We start from the raw sequence: 20,065 nt of genomic DNA, 5'->3' as shown, positions 1-20,065 counted from the left end.
AACGGTGCATTTCAAATTCCTTAGCTTAATGACATCAGGAACAAAAAAACGACCAAGCACGGTTTAACACCGGCCTATCCGGTTACCATATTAACCCCCTATTTATAATGATTTGCCCCTCATGGCAAAAACTGAGTACGCCTATATTGCATCACCAATTATTTAACCATTAACCCAATATGCCGCCTGGTAGTACCGGCCGGTGAATTACTGTATGAAGCTGCACATCCGGGTACCTGTACCGCCGCGAATAAAATTGAATTACGCTGCCTTGCTATGTTGTACTCTTTTTTTGAGTGCATGTAATAACGGAACGAATGATTCGCAGGGCGCAGGCCAATCCGGTGCTTTGTTCCAAAAATTAGATACCGCCCAAACCCATGTAGGTTTTATCAATCAGCTTGACGAAGGTTTAAATACCAACGTACTGGTGTACGAATATTTTTACAATGGCGGTGGCGTAGCCATTGGCGATTTTAACAACGATGGCCTGCAGGATGTTTATTTTACCGGCAACATGGTTGATAACAAGATGTACCTCAACAAAGGGAAAATGCATTTTGAAGATATCACCAATGAGGCTGGCGTGGCTGGTCGCCCCGGTCCCTGGAAAACCAGCGCTACCGTGGCCGATGTAAACGGCGATGGTTTGCCAGACCTGTATCTTTGTTATTCGGGTAAACTAAGGCCCGAAAAACGGGTAAATCAATTGCTCATTAACCAGGGTAATAATGCACAGGGCATTCCGCAGTTTAAAGATATGACCGAGGCTTACGGGCTCAACTTTTCATCATACACTACACAAGGCTACTTTTTTGATTACGATCATGACGGCGATCTTGATCTGTTGCTGGTAAATCATAGTCCCGAGCGGTTAAACAATATTGATGTTTTTGCCCTGAAGGATCTGGTGAAAACCAAAGACCCTGAACGGGGATCGAGGTTGCTGCGTAACGATAACGACCATTTTGTTGATGTTACCCAACAGGCCGGGATAGAGAACGGTACAGTATCCTATGGTCTTGCGGCCGGCATTGCCGATGTAAATAATGACGGCTGGCCGGATATTTACCTGGATAATGATTACAGCATCCCCGATAAGCTGTACATCAACAACAAAAACGGAACCTTTACCGATCAGCTAAAACAGATGGTTGGCCATACTTCGTTTTATTCGATGGGGAATGAGATTAGCGATATTAATAATGATGGCAAACCGGATATTTTTACTTTGGATATGCTACCCGAGGATAACCATCGCCAAAAACTATTGATGGGCACCGATAACTACGAGTTTTTTAACATGAATGTTAAGGCCGGCTTTTATTACCAGTATATGCGCAATATGCTGCACCTTAATAACGGGAATGGAACTTTCAGCGAAATCGGCCAGCTATCGGGCATTTCTAATACAGATTGGAGCTGGGCGCCGCTATTTGCCGATTATGATAACGATGGCTGGAAAGACCTTTTTGTATCTAACGGCTTTTTGCGGGACTATACCAATATGGACTTTTTGAAGTACATGGGCGATAAACTGAAAGACCGTACCGTTTTGCGGGAAGACCTGTTGAACCTGGTTAAAGAAATGCCGGCATCTAAGGTGAAAAATTACCAGTTTAAAAATAAAGGAGGCTTTACTTTCCAGGATGTATCGGCAAAATGGGGAATTGATGAACCATCAAATAGCAATGGCAGCGCCTATGCCGACCTGGATAACGACGGCGATCTTGACCTGGTTACCAATAACGTGAACGAGCCTGCATCGATATTTGAAAATAAGGCGAACAGCTTGGGACGTAACCATTACCTGGATATTAAACTAAAAGGTGCGGGTAAAAATACCGATGGTATAGGTGCCACCGTAACATTATATGCCGGTGGCCAGCAGCAAACTATTGAGCAAATGCCGGCAAGGGGCTACCAAAGCTGCGTTACTACAGTGATTCATTTTGGGTTGGGAAAAAGCAAATCGGTTGATTCTGTAAAGGTGCAATGGGCCCTGGGTAAAGTGCAGGTTGTTAAAAAGCCAGCGGCTAATCGCGTCATTACTTTATCTGAAGTAAACGCTGTGGAAAATACCAGGCCACAGCCGCCGGTAAATGCTCTTTATACAAAGGTGCCCAGCCCTGTTAATTTTAGTCAGCCGGTTAATGGTATTAACGATTTTAAACGGCAGCCGCTTTTAGTTAACCCTATCTCATTTTCGGGGCCGCATGTGGTTAAGGCCGATGTAAATAAAGATGGTCTTGAAGATGTTTTTATAGGTGGCGGTAACGGGCAGCCATCCGCGCTTTTTATACAGCAGGCCAATGGCAGTTTTATTAAGAAGGATCAGCAGGTATTTGAAAAAAGCAGAGCCAAAAGCGAGGTTATCCCGCTGTTTTTTGATGCCAATAACGATGGGTATCCCGATTTGCTTTGTGCATCGGGCGGATATCATGACCTGCAGCCCGGCGATGCTTCTCTTGCCGACGACCTGTATTTCAATGACCGCCACGGCAATTTTGTAAAATCAGCTAATGCTATCCCCGCGCTGTACACCAGTAAAAGCTGTGTAAAAGCCGCCGATATTAATGGCGACGGGTTCCAGGATCTGTTTATAGGCGGTCGGGTAGTGCCAGGCAGATATCCAGAAGCGCCGCAAAGCTATTTATTGCTTAACGATGGTAAGGGCCATTTTAAAAATGAAACCCAAAAGTACCTGCCCCAACTTAAAAACCTGGGTATGGTTACCGATGCCGCATGGATAGACATGAATGGCGATAACCGCCCTGACCTGGTGGTGGTTGGCGAATGGATGCCGGTAACCATTTTTATTAACGTGAACGGAAAATTTGAAGATCAGACAGGCAGGTACCTGCTTAAAAAATATACCGGCTGGTGGAACTGCATTACAACCGGCGATTTTAATAAAGATGGCCACCCCGATTTTATATTAGGCAACCAGGGTACCAACACGCAATGCAAAGTAAGTGACACAGAACCCGCCGAAATGTATTTTAAAGATTTTGACAACAATGGCGCGATTGATCCCATCCTGTGTTTTTACATTAATCACAAAAGCTACCCTTATGTTACCCGCGATGAATTGCTGGAGCAGATTAGTATGATGCGACCACGTTTTACCAACTATAAATCATACGCCGATGCCACAATTAACGACGTATTTACACCTGCCGAATTACAGGGTGCCGGTCATTTAACAGCCAACACTTTATCAACAACCTATTTGTTAAGTGATAAATCGGGCAGGTTGCACGAGGTAAAACTGCCTCCCGAGGTTCAGTTTTCGCCTGTTTTTACCATTACCCCCGTGGATTATAATCATGATGGCATTACCGATCTGTTGTTTTGCGGTAACATTAGCCAGGCCCGGCTTCGTTTTGGGAAATCTGACGCGAATTTTGGCTTGCTGTTAAAGGGTGAGCGGAACGGAGGTTTTTCGGCGGTTAGCCAGCAGGCATCCGGGTTTAAGATTACCGGGGATGTACGGAGCGTTACCCCGATAGGCAACAAACTGCTCATCAGCATTAATCAACAACAAATGCAGGCCTATCAATTGATGAACCGATGAAAAAGATATCCCTGTTAATTATTGGCTTTGCATTGGCATGTGTGAATATCAATTGTCGGTCGGCCCACCCGGCTCCCCAACTCACATCGGCAGATATTACCAAAGCTGTTGACCAAATGACGCTTGTAATGGTGCATGATGTTACCAACCCTCCACTGGCAGCGCGCTTTTTTTCATACGCGTGCATTTCGGGGTACGAGGTTTTATCGCAGCACGACGGGTCATTGCAGAAGTTATCCCGCGTGATCAATCAATATCCTGATATTAAAAAAGCAACCGTGAAATCGGGGTACAACATTAGGCTTAGTGCTTTACTGGCAATTGTCGAAACCGCCGCAAAAGTACAGCCTTCCGGCGCGTTGCTTAAAAGTTTTGAAACCAACCTGATAGATTCATGCCTTAAGGCCGGGTTTACTAAAAGCCAGGTTGATAGTTCTTTAAAGTACGCGCAGCAGGTAAGCAAACAAGTGCTGGCATACGCCAAAAGCGATGGTTACAATAAGATCAGTAATTATAAGCGTTACGAGCTGAAACAAACACCCGGTTCCTGGAGCCCCACGCCGCCCGCTTATATGACGCCTGTTGAACCCTACTTTGCCACGGTAAGGCCATTTACTTTAACATCGTGTGGCCAGTTTGTGCCTGCCCCGCCGGTTGCTTTCTCTACAGATAAAAGGTCTGTATTTTATAAATACATGCAGCAATGCCATCAATATGATGCCGACTCCTTAACCGCAGCCCAGAAAACGATTGCTGGTTTTTGGGATTGCAATCCATTTGCGGTGCAGGATAACGGGCATATGCTTATCGGCCTAAAAAAGATCTCGCCGGGGGCACACTGGATGGGAATCACCGGCATAGCCTGCAGCCAGGCGGGCTTGAGTTTCGAAAAATCGCTGGTGGTGCATTCTGTTGTGGCCATTGGCTTAATGGATAGCTTTATCAGCTGCTGGAACGAGAAATATAAAACCAACCGCATCAGACCTGAAACTGCCATCCATCAATACCTCGACCCTAAATGGCGGTCTTTCCTGCAAACGCCACCTTTTCCTGAATACTTAAGCGGGCATTCTGTAATATCATCAACAGCCGCAGTTATCCTTACGTCGTATTTTGGCAATCATTTCAGTTATACCGATAATATTGAGGTAGCCTTTGGTATATCGCCGCGCAAATTCAGCTCCTTTGAAAGCGCGGCCGAAGAAGCCGGCTTTTCGCGCCTGCTGGGAGGGATTCACTTTGAAGATGGCATTACCAACGGTAAATTACAAGGGGATCAGGTTGGCAACTGGGTGCTTGCCAGGTTTGGGCGGGGAAAGTAAGAGGAATTGGGTTTTCACATCTTCGCCACCCGTTATGCTGAGTAATAAAATCCGGGGCCTTTGAAGGGGAATGACAAACGGGCGAAAACTTACGAAGTTTTAAAAACTTCGTAAGTTTGGGATCTACACCTTGTGAATGGCAGGCACAAAGCATTTATTCACAAACTTTCGGGGCAAATAGACATGGCGTAGAATAGATCCTTCGTTCCTCAGGATGACAGGTGGTTTTTTGCTATACAGGGCGAATTTGCACAGTTCGCGATTGCTTCGTTCCTCGCAATGACATCGCTTTATATTGTCATTGTACCTTCACAGTCCCGCGAAATTTTACAACTCAGAACAACAGTTTTTAATTATTACGGGCATAAACTCAAAAAACTGCCTTTTTACTGCCTTTCCGCTATAAAAATACCTTTTTACCCCTTTTTATATGAGGGTTAGCCCCCCTTCGGGTAATCAGTTTTCTTCGACATTAGCCTTCATAAACCAAGTATCTGCGCTCTATTTATTGTTACTGTAACCAATCTGCGGATTATTTCTGTAGCAATGGTGGTGCGCCGATATAACCAATAATTAACCGAAAAATTCAAAAACATGAGAAAAAATTTACTGAAAGAATTTTCACCGCATGGCAGCGCAAAAATGGCGCTTGGTATGCTGCTTGTTGCTGCAATTCCGTTGGCCTCGCCCGCAATGGCCAAAACAATTAACCACAGCTTCACTGTAAAAAGCGCCAAAAATGCCGATGTAACGGTAACCGGTGTTATTACCGACGAAAAGGGAGAACCTTTACCGGGTGTAACCGTTAGTGTAAAAGGCACTACTCAAGGTACCATATCTGATGTTAACGGTAAATACGCTATTACCGTTAAGGATCAGAACGCGTACCTGGTATTTACTTTTATAGGCTATACATCGCAGGAAGTAGCCGTAAACGGAAAATCCACCATCAATATACAGTTGGGCGGCGATGCCAAATCGCTGAACGAAGTTGTGGTGGTTGGTTACGGCACACAAAAGAAAGCTACCTTAACCGGATCTATATCGCAGGTTAAAGGTTCCGAACTGGTAAAAAGCCCGGCACCTAACGTATCAAATGCATTGGCTGGCCGTATACCGGGTGTAATTGTAAACAATCGCAGTGGTGAGCCTGGTGCTGATGGTTCAAATATTACCATACGTGGTTTGGCTACAACAGGTAGTAACAATGTGTTGATTGTTGTTGATGGTGTACCCGGCCAGATAGGTGGCCTGGAAAGGCTTGATCCTAATGATATCGAAAGCATGTCGGTATTGAAGGATGCATCTGCTGCTATCTACGGTAACAGGGCGGCCAACGGTGTAATCCTCATTACCACCAAACACGGTAAAACGGGCAAGCCAACTATTAACTACAGCTTTAACCAGGGCTTCAGCTCGCCAACCCGTTTGCCTAAAATGGCCGACGCGGCAACCTATGCCCAGATCATGAACGAGATCAGTCTCGATTCGAACCCCACCGGTGGCTCAAATCAGTCGTACTCGGCAGCACAGATCCAGAAATTCAGGGATGGTTCAGATCCTTTAAACTATCCAAATACCAATTGGGAAAAACAAACTTTAAAAAGTACAGCTTTACAAAACCAGCACAGCCTATCAGTGGCCGGCGGCAGCGATGATGTGAAATACTTTGTATCCCTTGGCACTATTTACCAGGATGGGATCTACAAAAGCGGTGCTACCAAATATCACCAATACAACTTCCGTTCAAATATTGACGCCAACGTTACCAAGCGTTTAAAAGTTGGCTTGTCGCTTTCCGGCCGTGAAGAAGACAGGCAATATCCTGAAGTTGGCGCAGGCGATCTTTTCCGCTCTGTTTACCGCGCAAAACCTATAGTTGGCGCATACTATCCAAACGGATTGCCAACCACAGGTATTGAAAACAACAATCCTGCCGTACAGGTAACCGATATTGGTGGTATCAATAATAACCCAACCCAGGTTTTTAATGGTATTTTAAAAGGTAGCTATGCTTTACCTGGCATTGAAGGCTTATCGTTAGATGGTTTCTTCTCTGTGGATAAATCATACGCTTTTGATAAAAACTTCAGCAAGCCTTACATTCTATATAACTACGATTCCGGTTCACAAACTTATAACAAAGTTGTGGTTGGTGGTAACAATAACGCCGCTACGTTGTTTGAATCGCAAAATAATCAGGCGCTACTTACCTCAAACATCAAATTGAATTTTGCCCGCAAGTTTGGCGCGCATGATATCAACGCGTTTGTAGGTTATGAACAAAGCAAAAACCACCTGGAGTATTTTGACGCGACACGTTATAACTACCTGTCATCACAATTGCCAGAGTTATCGCAAGGTGGCAGTGCCGCAACAGATTACCTCAACTCGGGTTACAGCTCAAACTATAACCGCCGAAGCGTGATCAGCCGTTTAGCTTATGCTTACGATGAAAAGTACCTTTTTGAAGGCCAGTTCCGTGCAGACGCCAGTTCGATATTTCCACAGGGTAAACAATGGGGCTATTTCCCATCGGCATCTGTGGGATGGAGGGTGTCAAAAGAAAATTGGTTTAAAAGCAGCGTTAGCTTTGTTGACGATTTGAAGCTAAGGGCATCATACGGCTCATTGGGTAATGATAACGTAAACGGTTTCCAGTATTTTGATAACTACGTATTGGTAAACAACGGTTTTGTGGCCAGCGTTCCGGGTAGTGGTTCAAATACCATTCAGCCAAACGTTAACCTTGTGAAATTGGCAAACCCTAATATTACCTGGGAAACTGCCAAAAAATTGGATATTGGTGTTAACGCAACTTTTCTGCATGACTTTAGCATAGAGGCTATTTACTTTCAGCAAAAAAGATCAAGCATTTTGACTACCAGGAATGCATCGCTTCCAGGCTCATCAGGTATCGTAAACCCTTACGGTTCTGATCCGCTTGTGCCATCTGAAAATATTGGTAAAGTTAACAGCGCGGGTTTTGAGGGTACTTTAGCCTACAATCATTCATCATCTGGCTTTAGCTGGGGTGTAAGCGGCAATTTTACTTACGCGAAAAGCAAGATCATCTTTATTGACGAAGCCGCCGGTACTTTAGGTTACCAGCGTCAAACCGGTCGGCCGTTAAATACTTATTTGTTATACAACAGCATCGGCATCTTCCGCACCCAGGCCGATCTTGACAGCTATCCACACGTATCGGGCGCTAAAATTGGCGACCTGAAATACCAGGACTACAATGGCGACGGCAAAATAACCGCCGATGACCAAACGCGCAGCAAATACGGCAACATCCCACAAATTACCTATGGTATTGCGTTGAACGCAGCCTATAAAGGTTTCGACTTATCGGTATTGTTTGCCGGGCAGGCCGAGGTTAGCCAGTACGTATTGCCAGAAGCCGGCAGCATTGGTAACTTTTACAGCAGCTGGGCCGATAACAGGTTTAGTGCAGCAAACCCTAACGGGAGCTATCCAAGGGTAACAGACCGTGCATCAAACGCCATCAGCGGGGGCCAGTATAATAACACTTTCTGGCTTAACGATGCATCTTTCATCAGGTTAAAAAACGTTCAGTTAGGCTATAATTTCAATACCCAGTTCCTGTCAAAACTTAAAATTAGTGGCTTAAGGGTTTATGCAAGTGCTTTCAACCTGTTCACCATTACCAAGGTTAAGGATTATGATCCGGAAGGAACCAACGGCAGCGGTCAAAGCTACCCGAATGGTAGTTACAGTAGCGGCCAGTTTTATCCGCAGCAACGAATTATCAACTTAGGTGTTAACGTTAAATTTTAATTAAGAACAGATCATGAAATTACAATATAAAACCCCGCTATACTTTTTGTTAGGCGGCATGCTGTTCACTACGGCATGTAAAAAAGACCTTTTAAACGTGCAGCCGACAGATAGGATCGCTACATCGGCCATTGAATCAGATACGGCGGTTTACGAAGCATATGTAACCAACCGCTACATTGGCGCAAAATTACAGGATAAAGAAGGCGATGGATCAAACCCTGGCTTTGGTCGCGGTTTTGAATACAGTATGTGGAGCTCACTTACCGACGAATCTATTTACAACAACGATGATGCTACCTGGCTGGTACAGCGCGGGCAGTTAGCACCCGAAAACCTTGGGGGGGCAGGCGTATTATGGGGCAGAAGCTACCGCAGCATCAGGGAGTGTAATTACGCGTTAAGCCTTTTGCCAAAGTTACCTTTTAGCGCCGGGCATAAAACCCGTATAGAAGGCGAACTGAAATTTATCCGTGCCTTCCGTTACCAGGATTTGATCCGTAACTACGGTGGGGTGGTATTAATGGGTGATAGGGTAGTTAATCTTACCGATAATTTACAGGACCCAACACTATTTAAACGGGCAACCATTAAAGAAAGTATTGATTATGCTACTGCCCAACTTGATGACGCTGCATCAAAACTGCCGTTAAGCAACGATGGTACCTGGCTGTTAGGGCGTGCCACTAAAGGCGCTGCTTTAGCGCTTAAATCAAGGTTTAAACTTTACGCGGCAAGTCCGTTATATAATGCGGGTACCTGGGCCGATGCGGTTACGGCGGCACAAGCGGTTATCAGCCTTAATAAATACGGAATTTATACCGGCGGTTATGATAACATGTTTTTAACCAACGAAACCAATGAGGTTATTTTTGAGCGTTTGTATACCAAAAACGCCAACCATACCCATATGGAAATTGCCAACGGGCCAAACGGTTACGGAGGCTGGGCAGGTAATACCCCGCTGCAAAACCTGGTTGATGATTATGAAATGGATAACGGTAAAGCCATTACCGATCCTACATCAGGCTATGACCCAACCCACCCTTATGATCACCGCGACCCAAGGTTTGATGCTACCGTGTTGCACAATGGATCGGCTTATAGGGAGCGTAGTGTGGAAGCCTTTATACCGGGCGGAAAAGATAGCAAGGATGGAGATAGCAACTGGAATACAACTAAAACAGGTTACTATTTGCGTAAATACATGGACGATGCTTACCCGCTGCAAAACCCATGGGGCAATGCGGGTTTCCATCCATGGATCTATTTCCGTTACGCCGAGATCCTGCTGAACTTTGCCGAAGCTGCCAATGAGGCTTATGGTGCCGATGTTGTGCCGGCTGGTTCAACCATGTCTGCAAGGCAGGCCATTAATATGATCAGGGCAAGGCCGGGCGTTAATATGCCGGCATTAGCATCGGGATTAAACCAATCACAAATGCGGGATGCTGTTAGGTACGAGCGCCGTGTTGAGCTGGCATTTGAAGAACACCGTTTTTATGACGTGCGCCGTTGGAAAATTGCCGATGTTACCGAAAATAAACCGGCAGCAGGTGTAATTATCACCAAAAACGCCGATGGCACATTTAGTTATACACCAAAGGTTGCTTTAGATGGCCGCTCCTTTGCTACCAAGCACTACTGGTTACCAATACCAAGAAGCGAGATCCAGGCATCTAACGGGCAGTTGCAGCAAAACGCTGGATATTAACCCATCATATCACCAGGGAGAAGAAGCTTTTCTTCTCCCTTTTTTCTAAACCCAATATCAACCTATAAAATTATGAAGAAGGAACGTATTTTATTATTGGCGATGTGCTGCCTTGCGGCAGGGTGTAAAAAGGATATGATAGTAAGCAAGCCAGCCACAACTCAAACAGAAACACAAACAGGCAATGCCGATATTAAACTGGATTCGACACCGGCAAGCGCGCTGAAAGGCGTGAACTGGGCTGCCGATGGCGATAATTTCAGCGATGGCATTTTAGTGTTGAGTGGCTTGAGTTCGGCAGATAGTTACGCAACTGTATCTGCCAAGGCCGATGCCGTGTTAAGTGGCATCCAAACCAATACCGGTGCAAACACGGTTAGGATTCCCGTAAATTATTCAACCGTATCACAAACCTGGTGGAACTCTTATACCGGCGTAATTGATAAGGCGGTTAGTAAAGGGATGAACGTGATTCTGGGCTGCTGGGAAGGCAGTTCATCTGAGGATGGCAAAATTGATAACACCACCCAGTTTTGGTCAATGTGGCAAACCATTGTTACCAAGTACGGCAGCAATACACACGTATACTTTGAGATATTTAATGAGCCACACGGTTATTCATTAACCGACTGGACAACCATTTGTGCCCAATGGCTCAGCAATTACCCTTCAGTTCCGCAGGGTAGGATCTTAATCAGCGGTACTTCTTATTCACAGGATATTACCGGGGTAGGGGCTGACAGCCGCTTTTCGGGCTGTTTGTTATCTATACATGATTATACCTTTTTTAGTAACGGTACCAATACCACCGCTGCGCAATGGGAAAGCAGGTTAAGGGGTAATATTGGCAGCTACAGCAGCCGCGCCGTATTAACTGAATTTGGTGTACCTATGAATGGCGGTAAAAATTATACCGGTGCTATCGGCGGCGACCAGGAGATAGCCTACCTGCAAGGCTTAACCAACCAGGTGCGTTCATTTGGCATGGGCGCGGTATACTGGCCCGGCATCCGTACCGGCGACAGTTATGCTATGGAAGCTTTGGGAGGTAGCGGCACAAGCCTTACTGTATCAAATACCAATGCTTCCGGTTTAAGCAGGCTTAAATATGCCTGGGGTGTAGGTACTGGTGGTACCGATGTGTTTTATACCGGGGCTTACTACCGTTTGCTTAATTTAAACAGCGGGCAGGCGCTTGATGTTAACGCGGCTTCAACCGCTAATGGCGCGGGTATTATACAATGGCCACAAAACGGCGGCAACAACCAGCAATGGGTAATAACCGATAATGGCGGCGGCTACTACAAAATTACCAATCGTAACAGCGGTCAGGCGCTTGATGTAAACGGCGCGGCAACAACTAACGGAGCCGGCATTATCCAATGGCCATGGAATGGCGGTAACAACCAGCAATGGGCGCTTACTTCAACAAATACCGGCATTTACAAAGCTATTAACCGTAACAGCGGGCTTGCGCTTGATGTTAACGGCGCATCTACAACCAATGGCGCGGGCATTATTCAATGGCCGTATAGCGGTGCCAATAACCAGCAATGGCAAATTGTACAACAATAAAATAATGTAAAAGAACGGTGCGCTACAGCACTGTTCTTTTGCTGCTTATACATGATGATAAAACGATATACTAAACAAAAAAAAGTACTGGTAATTATTGCCGCGTTGGGCTTAAACACTCTTGTGGCAAGCGGCCAAATCAAACAGGTTACAATTGATATTAACCTTAATAAAACACATCAAATCATCAGCAATTTTGCCGCGTCAGATGCATGGTCGTGCCAGTTTGTAGGGAATTGGCCGGATAAAAAGCGCGGGAAAATTGCGGATCTGCTCTTTAGTCTTGATAACAGCGCCGATGGATCGCCCAAAGGGATTGGCCTTTCTTTATGGCGTTTTAATTTTGGTGCAGGCAGCGCCCAGCATGGTGGCGACAGCGGTATAAAGGATGAGTGGCGCAGGGCAGAGTCATTTACAAATAACGATGGCAGCTACAACTGGCAAAATCAGGTCGGGCAGGTGTGGTTTTTAAAGGCCGCCAAACAGCGTGGTGTAAAACAGTTTTTAGGTTTTTTTAATAGTCCGCCGGTGCAGTTTACGCTTAACGGAAAAGCGTTTGCCAATGGCGGTAAAGTAAATATCGGGCCCGATAAGTATGATGCCTTTGCTAAGTATATTTATGATGTTGTAAACGGCGTACAAAAAGTAAGTAAGGTTAAGTTTGATTATATAAGCCCCATCAACGAGCCCCAGTGGGATTGGAGCGATGGCGGCCAGGAAGGAAACCCCTACACCAACACCCAGATAGCGGGTGTGATGCGCTCAATTAATAAAGAATTTGTAAGTAATAAGCTGGATTCGAAGATCCTGGTAGGCGAAGCCGGAAGTATCAATTACCTGTTTACCACCGGCGATAAGCCGGGTAAGGGCAACCAGGTAAATGATTTTTTCAGACAGGGATCTCCCAATTATATTGGCGACCTACTGGCCGTAAGCAAAACGATAGCTGCCCATAGCTATTTCACTACATCTCCAATGAGTTTGGCCGTGAAAACCCGCGAGGCCTTGGCAGACACGATTGCCGCTATTAAAGGACTGAATTTCTGGCAATCTGAATATTGTATTTTGGGCGATAACGCCGGCGAAATAGATGGTAACCACCGCGACCTGGGTATCAACGCCGCATTATATTTAGCATCCGTTATCCATACCGATTTGACTGTCGCCAACGCATCTGCCTGGCAATGGTGGACGGCGATATCGGCCTATGATTATAAAGATGGATTGATCTACATCGACAAAAATAAAACTGATGGTAATTTTTACGCCAGTAAAATGCTTTGGGCATTGGGTAACTATAGCCGCTTCATCCGGCCCGGCGCATTAAGGGTTGATGCTGTTTCATCATCTACCGGGAACCAATCGCTTTTGGTTTCGGCCTATCAAAACGGGAAGAATGTAACCGTGGTTATCATCAACCCTGGTAATGAAAATATTACAACAGTTTTCAATACAGGGAAGTCAAAAATACAGTTTACGTCATCGTACCTTACATCGGCAGATGCCGAACTGAAGGCCGGTAAAATAACGGGCGACAGTAACGTTGTACCGGGGCGTTCAGTGATTACCCTTACCGGTGTTGTCAAATAAACTTCGCATCTATACTATCATGAAAAATAAAATCTACCTGTTTCTTTCTGCCCTTGTGCTCACCCTTTCGCCCAGTGTGTTAAAGGCACAAACCGGCGCACCTGTATTATTTAATTCGAGCTGGAGTTTTCACAAAGGCGATATCACCGATGGTATCACCGGTGTAAAGGCCGAAGGGCAATGGAAAACCATCAATCTGCCGCATGACTGGAGTATTGAAGGGCCTTTTAGTGATGAATGGGCAAGCGCAACCGGCTACCTGCCCGGCGGCATTGGCTGGTACACTAAAACGTTTTCGGGCAATGCCAATTGGCAGGGTAAACAGGTATATATTTATTTTGATGGCGTATATAAAAACAGCGAAGTATGGCTCAATGGGCACCTGTTAGGCAAGCGCCCTAATGGTTTTATTTCGTTTCAGTATGAGCTAAATCCTTATCTGAGTTTTAAGGGTAAAAATACTATCACAGTTAAAGTTGACCACAGTGAATTTGCCGATTCGCGCTGGTACACCGGCTCGGGCATTTATCGTAATGTTTATCTTATTGTAAAAGATCCTGTGCATACCGGCCCATGGGATGTAGCATTTACTACGCCTGAAGTATCGGCACAAAAAGCGCTTATAAAAGTTAAAGTAGCCATAACCAACAGTACTAAAGCTACGGCATTGGTCACCGCAAAAATTAACCTGCTTGATGCCAATGCTCAAGTTGCTTTATCGCTGCAAAAGCAAGTCCGTGTAAAACCCGGTAAGCACGATGTGGAGTTTGAGCAGGTTTTAACATCGCCTAAATTATGGGATACCGAAAATGCTAACCTGTATCAATTGCAGGTATCTATCAACCGTAATGGCAAAATAACCGACCAGGTTACACAGGCTGTGGGTATCCGCAGCATCCGTTTTGATAAGGACAAGGGTTTCTTTTTAAACGATAATAGCACCAAGCTAAAAGGCGTATGTATCCATGACGATGCGGGCGCTTTAGGTGTTGCCGTTCCTGAGGAGGTTTGGGTGCGCAGGCTGAAGATATTGAAAGATGCAGGCGTAAATTCATTGAGGTTAAGCCATAACCCACATGCCGATTATTTGTACAACCTGTGCGATCAAATGGGCTTTTTGGTAATGGATGAAGCTTTTGACGAGTGGGAGATAGGCAAAAATAAATGGGTTGCCGGCTGGAATGTGGGCACGCCCTCAAAAAACGGTTACCACGAATATTTTAAAGAATGGGCCGATAGGGATGTAAACGATATGGTGATGCGGGCACGTAACCACCCATCAATCATTATGTGGAGCATTGGTAACGAAATAGATTACCCGAATGACCCATATACCCACGAAGTTTTAAATACGGGCCGCAACCCACAGATCTATGGCAAAGGCTACCTGCCCGATCACCCGGCAGCCAGCGGATTAACGCCGATAGCGCATCAACTGGTAAAAGCGGTAAAAGCTGTTGATATCACCCGCCCGGTAACAGCGGCATTGGCAGGTGTGGTCATGTCAAACGAGGTAGGTTACCCCGAAGAATTAGATGTAGTGGGCTATAATTACCAGGAATACCGCTACGCCGATGATCATAAAAAATTCCCTAACCGCATTATTTACGGCAGCGAAAACGGCATGGCACAGCAGGCCTGGGCCGCGGTTGACAGTAATGAATACATTTCGGCCCAGTACCTGTGGACCGGCATTGACTACCTGGGTGAGGCCGGCAAATGGCCGCAACGCAGTAACGGTGCCGGCTTGATCGATTTAGCAGGGTTTAAAAAGCCCGAATATTTTTATAGGCAAAGCTTATGGTCGGCAAAGCCAATGGTGTACATAGGTGCCCGTGAAATTACCAAAGCCGAAGATAAAGGCATCTGGAGCCATCGCACTGCCGAACCAGTTTGGAACTGGCAGGCGGGCAGCAAAGTAAAAGTGGATTGCTTTACCAACTGCAAGGAAACAGAACTGTTCCTGAACGGGAAATCGCTTGGCCGTCAATCGCGTGCCACGGCAAAAGGCCACGTACCCTCGTGGGAAGTTGACTACCAGCCCGGCGAATTGGTAGCTAAAGGGTATAATAATGGTACTGAGGCATGTGCTTATCCCATCAAAACAACCGGCGAGGCCTATCAGATTAGCACGATAGTGGATAATGATGTGTTTGGTAGCAAAACAAAGGGTTTGAGCCAGGTTGAGATTTATATAACCGATAAAGATGGCAACTGGGTATTTAATGCTGCTAATGAAGTTTCGGTAGCCATTACCGGTCCGGCTAAATTGTTGGGCCTGGAAAGCGGCAGCAATAGTAGCCATGAAAGCTACCAGGCCAATCAGCGTAAAGCTTTGCACGGGCGTTTAATAGCCTATGTGCAAACAACCGGCAAGCCAGGCACTGTGCAGGTGCAGTTTAGCGCCGGCACACTCAAATCATCAACCGTAACATTAACTGTAAAATAATAATTCCCTCATTCCTGTAAACTATATCCTGTACTTTTTAATTTATGAAGCTTATAAAATTATTGTTCCTGTTTGTGATCCTGTTCAAGTCGGCAGGGTTGCAAGCTCAAAATGCTAAACACACCTTTGCCCTTGGCGATAGTACATTTTTGCTTGATGGCAAGCCTTTACAAATTATCTCGGGCGAAATGCATTATGCCCGTGTACCACGTGAGGCCTGGCGGCAGCGTATGCGCATGGCCAAAGCCATGGGCTTAAACACCATTGGCACTTACGTTTTTTGGAACGTGCATGAGCCACAAAAAGGGCACTACGATTTTACCGGCAACAACGATATTGCCGCCTTTGTTAAAACCGCGCAGGAAGAAGGTCTTTGGGTAATACTAAGGCCAAGCCCCTACGTATGTGCCGAATGGGAGTTTGGTGGCTACCCGTACTGGCTGGAAAAAGAAAAAGGCCTGGTAGTGCGCAGCAAAGAGCCTAAATACCTGGAGGCCTATAAAAAATACCTTACCCAGGTAGGTAAACAGCTATCGCCATTGCTGGTAAACCACGGCGGTAATATTTTGATGGTGCAGATAGAAAACGAGTACGGATCATACGGCAGCGATAAAGATTACCTGGCACTTAACCAAAAAATGTTCATCGATGCCGGCTTTGACGGACAGCTATACACCTGCGACCCGGAGCCAGCCATTAAAGACGGTCACCTGCCAGGCCTGTTGCCCGCCATTAACGGCGTAGATGATGTAACCAAGGTAAAAAGGCTGATAGGCGAAAACCATAGTGGTAAAGGGCCTTACTTTATAGCCGAGTGGTACCCGGCCTGGTTTGATTGGTGGGGAACTAAACACCACACCGTACCGGCCGAAAAATACCTGGCCCCGCTGGATGCCGTTTTAGGTGCAGGTCTTTCTATCAACATGTATATGTTTCATGGCGGTACCACCCGCGGTTTTATGAACGGTGCTAATTATAACGACAAAGACCCGTACGAGCCCCAGATTAGCAGCTATGATTATGATGCCCCGCTTGATGAAGCAGGCAACGCTACCGATAAGTACATGAAATTTCGCGCGGTGATTGCCAAACACCTGCCTACCGGGCAAACCCTGCCCGCGGTGCCGCAGGCTAAGCCGTCAATGAGTATCGCGGCTGTTAAGCTTACCCAATCGGCAAGCGTGTTTAGCCTGTTACCTGCCCCTAAATTAAATGCTACGCCGTTAACTTTTGAAGATCTTAACCAGGCATACGGCTTTGTGTTATATCGTACAACACTTAATGGCAACGCATCAGGAACACTTAAAATTAATGGCCTGCGCGATTACGGTTTGGTATATGTAAATGGCAAACGCGTAGCTATATTGGATAGGCGTAATAAGTTGGATAGCGCTTCGCTCACCCTGCCCAAAGGCAAAGTGGTATTGGATATATTGGTTGAAAATCTTGGCCGTATCAATTTTGGTCCGTACTTACTTAAAAATACCAAGGGCATTACCGAAAGCGTAGTATTTGCCGGCAAAGAGCTTAAAAACTGGAAAATGTATGGCTTGCCTTTTGACGATATTACTAAAGTCAGTTTAAAAACAGCTTCAAAAATTGCAGGCCAGCCCTCTCTCAAAAAAGGAACGTTTAGCCTTAACAAGGTTGCAGATACTTACCTGGATATGAGTAAATGGGGTAAGGGCACCGTTTGGATAAACGGGCATAACCTTGGGCGGTACTGGTATGTTGGTCCGCAGCAAACATTATACGTGCCTGCCGAATGGTTGAAGCATGGTAATAATGAAGTAGTGGTGCTTGAGCTTATTAAAACAGATAAAAATGAGATCACGGCAATTGATCATGCCATTTTAGATTCTATTAAGTAAGGCCCTGAAATTAGAAAAAAAGTAAAAAGGTTTTAATATTGATTGTTGTTTTCACAATTAATATTAAAACCTTTTTTATCTTGCGGTAATGTTATACGATAGATTTCCGGGAGCGGACAGCAATTGTTTGACGAAACAAAAACTCCTATAATAAACATTTATGTTGATAAAAATGCGATACGGAGCCTTGCTGCTAATGGCGGCGTTGATGCAGTTTGATGCCTTTGCGCAACAAAAAGCTATTGATGCAAAACCTAAAAAAATAAGCCCGGATCTTTTCGGGATCTTTTTTGAAGACCTGAGTTATGCAGCCGATGGTGGTTTGTATGCCGAACTGGTACAAAACCGTTCGTTTGAATATAATCCTGCCGATAACCGCGACTGGAATTCAATGACTGCGTGGAAATATCAAACCGATGGCTTTGGGTATGGCACTATTTCGGTAGAGACGGCAAACCCAATCCATCAGAACAATCCGCATTATATATTACTGGATATTCAGGATGCCGGACAAAAGGGGGTAGGACTTGAAAACGGTGGCTTTGATGGCATACCTGTACGTGGGGGAAAGTATTATAATTTTTCTGTGTTTTTGAACGTGATCTCTTCACAGCCTTTACCTTTAACCGTTTCACTGGTTGATACAAAGGGCCGGGAGCTTGGTACAGCCTCGTTTACAGCATCGGCCAAAGGTTGGAAGAAATATTCGGAAAAAATAAAAGTGAATTTTGATGAGGATAGTGCAATGCTGCAATTACTGGTGAAATCACCTGGTAAAGTCGGTATTGATATGGTGTCGTTGTTTCCCGAAGAAACTTTTAAAAACCGTGAAAACGGTATGCGGGCAGATCTGGCACAAACCATTGCCGATATTAAACCTAAGTTTATGCGTTTCCCTGGTGGCTGCCTTACACATGGGGATGGTGTTGCCAATATTTACCATTGGAAAAATACCATTGGTCCTGTTGAACAAAGGGTAGAGCAGCGCAATATCTGGAACTATCACCAATCGGTTGGTATAGGTTATTACGAGTATTTTAGGTTTTGTGAAGATATTGGTGCCAAACCGGTGCCGGTAGTTGCGGCTGGCGTAAGCTGCCAAAATTCGGGGGGTACCTGGAAAATTGGCTCAACCGGGCAAAAAGGTATCCCGATGGAAGACATGGATGCCTATGTGCAGGATATCCTCGATCTGGTAGAATATGCCAACGGCCCTGTAACCTCTACCTGGGGGGCCAAGCGGGCAGCGGCCGGTCATCCCGCACCATTTAACCTTGAATATTTGGGCATCGGCAACGAAGATAAGATTACCGGTGTGTTTGAAGAACGCTTCAGAATGATTTACGATGCTGTGCACAAAGCGCATCCCGAAATTAAGATTATAGGTACGGTAGGACCGAGTCCTAACGGGGAGGATTTTGATAAGGGCTGGAAACTGGCCAATCAGCTTGCTGTAGGCACGGTGGACGAACATTATTACGAGAAGCCCGAATGGTTTTTAAAAAACACGTCTCGCTATGATGGCTATAACAGGCTCAATTCAAAAGTATATGTTGGCGAATACGCCTCATGGGGTAACACCCTGTTTAATGCCCTTGCAGAGGCTGTTTACATGACTAATTTAGAGCGCAATGGCGATGTAGTACGCATGGCCTCATACGCGCCACTTATAGCCAGGATAGGGCATACGTCATGGAATCCCAACCTCATTTATTTTGACGGGAAGCACGTTTTTCCGACGGTGAATTATTATGTGCAGCAGCAGTTTGCCAGTAATGCAGGCGATGAGTACCTGCCGGGGATAATTAATTTTACATCGGCAGATACAACCGCCGGGGCATCTTGTGTAAAGGATTCTGTTACGGGAGATGTTATTTTGAAAATTGCCAATGCTGGTTCAACACAACTTTTTGGCACAGCCAACTTAGCTAAACTGGGCAAATTAGCGCAGAAAGCAACTTTTACAATAATTTGTGGCGATGCTAAGGTTGCAAATACCGCTGCGCATCCTGCCGAAGTGCTTCCTAAAACAACAGTGATAAATATGCCAAAACAATGGAAATTTACCGTACCAGCTTATTCATTGAGCATTGTGAGGATTAAAGCCGGGAAATAAGAGACTGTAAAAAATATGTACGGGAACAACCTGTGAGGTCAAATACC

At 45.5% G+C, this 20,065-nt stretch carries 9 protein-coding genes; all 9 read left to right on the top strand.

Translation table 11 applies throughout. The annotated features are described in order from the left end of the window. Positions 1-214: 214 nt before the first annotated feature. Positions 215-3,577 (top strand): VCBS repeat-containing protein, encoded by a 3,363-nt coding sequence (locus FHS10_RS20720; RefSeq protein ID WP_259094205.1) that lies wholly within the window; start codon positions 215-217, stop codon positions 3,575-3,577. Continuing rightward, a complete protein-coding gene (locus FHS10_RS20715) occupies positions 3,574-4,899 on the top strand; it encodes a vanadium-dependent haloperoxidase (RefSeq protein ID WP_259094203.1) in 1,326 nt (441 codons plus the stop codon). The genes FHS10_RS20720 and FHS10_RS20715 overlap by 4 nt, the downstream gene beginning before the upstream one ends. Before the next feature lie 594 nt (positions 4,900-5,493). Beyond that, entirely contained in the window at positions 5,494-8,703 is a 3,210-nt protein-coding gene (locus tag FHS10_RS20710) for a SusC/RagA family TonB-linked outer membrane protein (protein WP_259094201.1), read from the top strand. Between the two features lie 13 nt (positions 8,704-8,716). Then, complete coding sequence (locus FHS10_RS20705; RefSeq protein ID WP_259094199.1) at positions 8,717-10,417, top strand: RagB/SusD family nutrient uptake outer membrane protein; 1,701 nt, start codon at positions 8,717-8,719, stop codon at positions 10,415-10,417. A 72-nt stretch (positions 10,418-10,489) separates the two neighbouring features. Then, entirely contained in the window at positions 10,490-11,992 is a 1,503-nt protein-coding gene (locus FHS10_RS20700) for an RICIN domain-containing protein (RefSeq protein ID WP_259094197.1), read from the top strand. Between the two features lie 51 nt (positions 11,993-12,043). Continuing rightward, a complete protein-coding gene (locus FHS10_RS20695; protein ID WP_259094196.1) occupies positions 12,044-13,582 on the top strand; it encodes a glycoside hydrolase in 1,539 nt (512 codons plus the stop codon). A gap of 19 nt (positions 13,583-13,601) precedes the next feature. Continuing rightward, on the top strand, positions 13,602-16,031 hold the full coding sequence (locus FHS10_RS20690) for a glycoside hydrolase family 2 TIM barrel-domain containing protein (RefSeq protein WP_259094194.1): 2,430 nt from the start codon (positions 13,602-13,604) through the stop codon (positions 16,029-16,031). 44 nt (positions 16,032-16,075) lie between these two features. Next, positions 16,076-17,902: a glycoside hydrolase family 35 protein gene (locus FHS10_RS20685; protein WP_259094192.1), complete on the top strand. Its 1,827-nt coding sequence runs from the start codon at positions 16,076-16,078 to the stop codon at positions 17,900-17,902. A gap of 160 nt (positions 17,903-18,062) precedes the next feature. Next, positions 18,063-20,018, top strand: a complete 1,956-nt coding sequence (locus FHS10_RS20680; RefSeq protein WP_259094190.1) for an alpha-L-arabinofuranosidase family protein — start codon at positions 18,063-18,065, stop codon at positions 20,016-20,018. The last annotated feature ends 47 nt before the right edge of the window (positions 20,019-20,065 follow it).

This window comes from Mucilaginibacter dorajii (assembly GCF_024808255.1).
GTDB lineage: Bacteria > Bacteroidota > Bacteroidia > Sphingobacteriales > Sphingobacteriaceae > Mucilaginibacter > Mucilaginibacter dorajii.
The sequence above is the reverse complement of the archived record's forward strand: the minus strand, read 5'-3'. Positions and strand labels throughout refer to the sequence as shown.

What these genes read in the sequence shown, in the direction of transcription:
- FHS10_RS20715 (WP_259094203.1), top strand. Translation starts at nt 3,574, where the DNA reads ATGAAAAAGATATCCCTGTTAATTATTGGCTTTGCATTGGCATGTGTG.
- FHS10_RS20680 (WP_259094190.1), top strand. Translation starts at nt 18,063, where the DNA reads ATGTTGATAAAAATGCGATACGGAGCCTTGCTGCTAATGGCGGCGTTG.
- FHS10_RS20705 (WP_259094199.1), top strand. Translation starts at nt 8,717, where the DNA reads ATGAAATTACAATATAAAACCCCGCTATACTTTTTGTTAGGCGGCATG.
- FHS10_RS20710 (WP_259094201.1), top strand. Translation starts at nt 5,494, where the DNA reads ATGAGAAAAAATTTACTGAAAGAATTTTCACCGCATGGCAGCGCAAAA.
- FHS10_RS20690 (WP_259094194.1), top strand. Translation starts at nt 13,602, where the DNA reads ATGAAAAATAAAATCTACCTGTTTCTTTCTGCCCTTGTGCTCACCCTT.
- FHS10_RS20695 (WP_259094196.1), top strand. Translation starts at nt 12,044, where the DNA reads ATGATGATAAAACGATATACTAAACAAAAAAAAGTACTGGTAATTATT.
- FHS10_RS20685 (WP_259094192.1), top strand. Translation starts at nt 16,076, where the DNA reads ATGAAGCTTATAAAATTATTGTTCCTGTTTGTGATCCTGTTCAAGTCG.
- FHS10_RS20700 (WP_259094197.1), top strand. Translation starts at nt 10,490, where the DNA reads ATGAAGAAGGAACGTATTTTATTATTGGCGATGTGCTGCCTTGCGGCA.
- FHS10_RS20720 (WP_259094205.1), top strand. Translation starts at nt 215, where the DNA reads ATGAAGCTGCACATCCGGGTACCTGTACCGCCGCGAATAAAATTGAAT.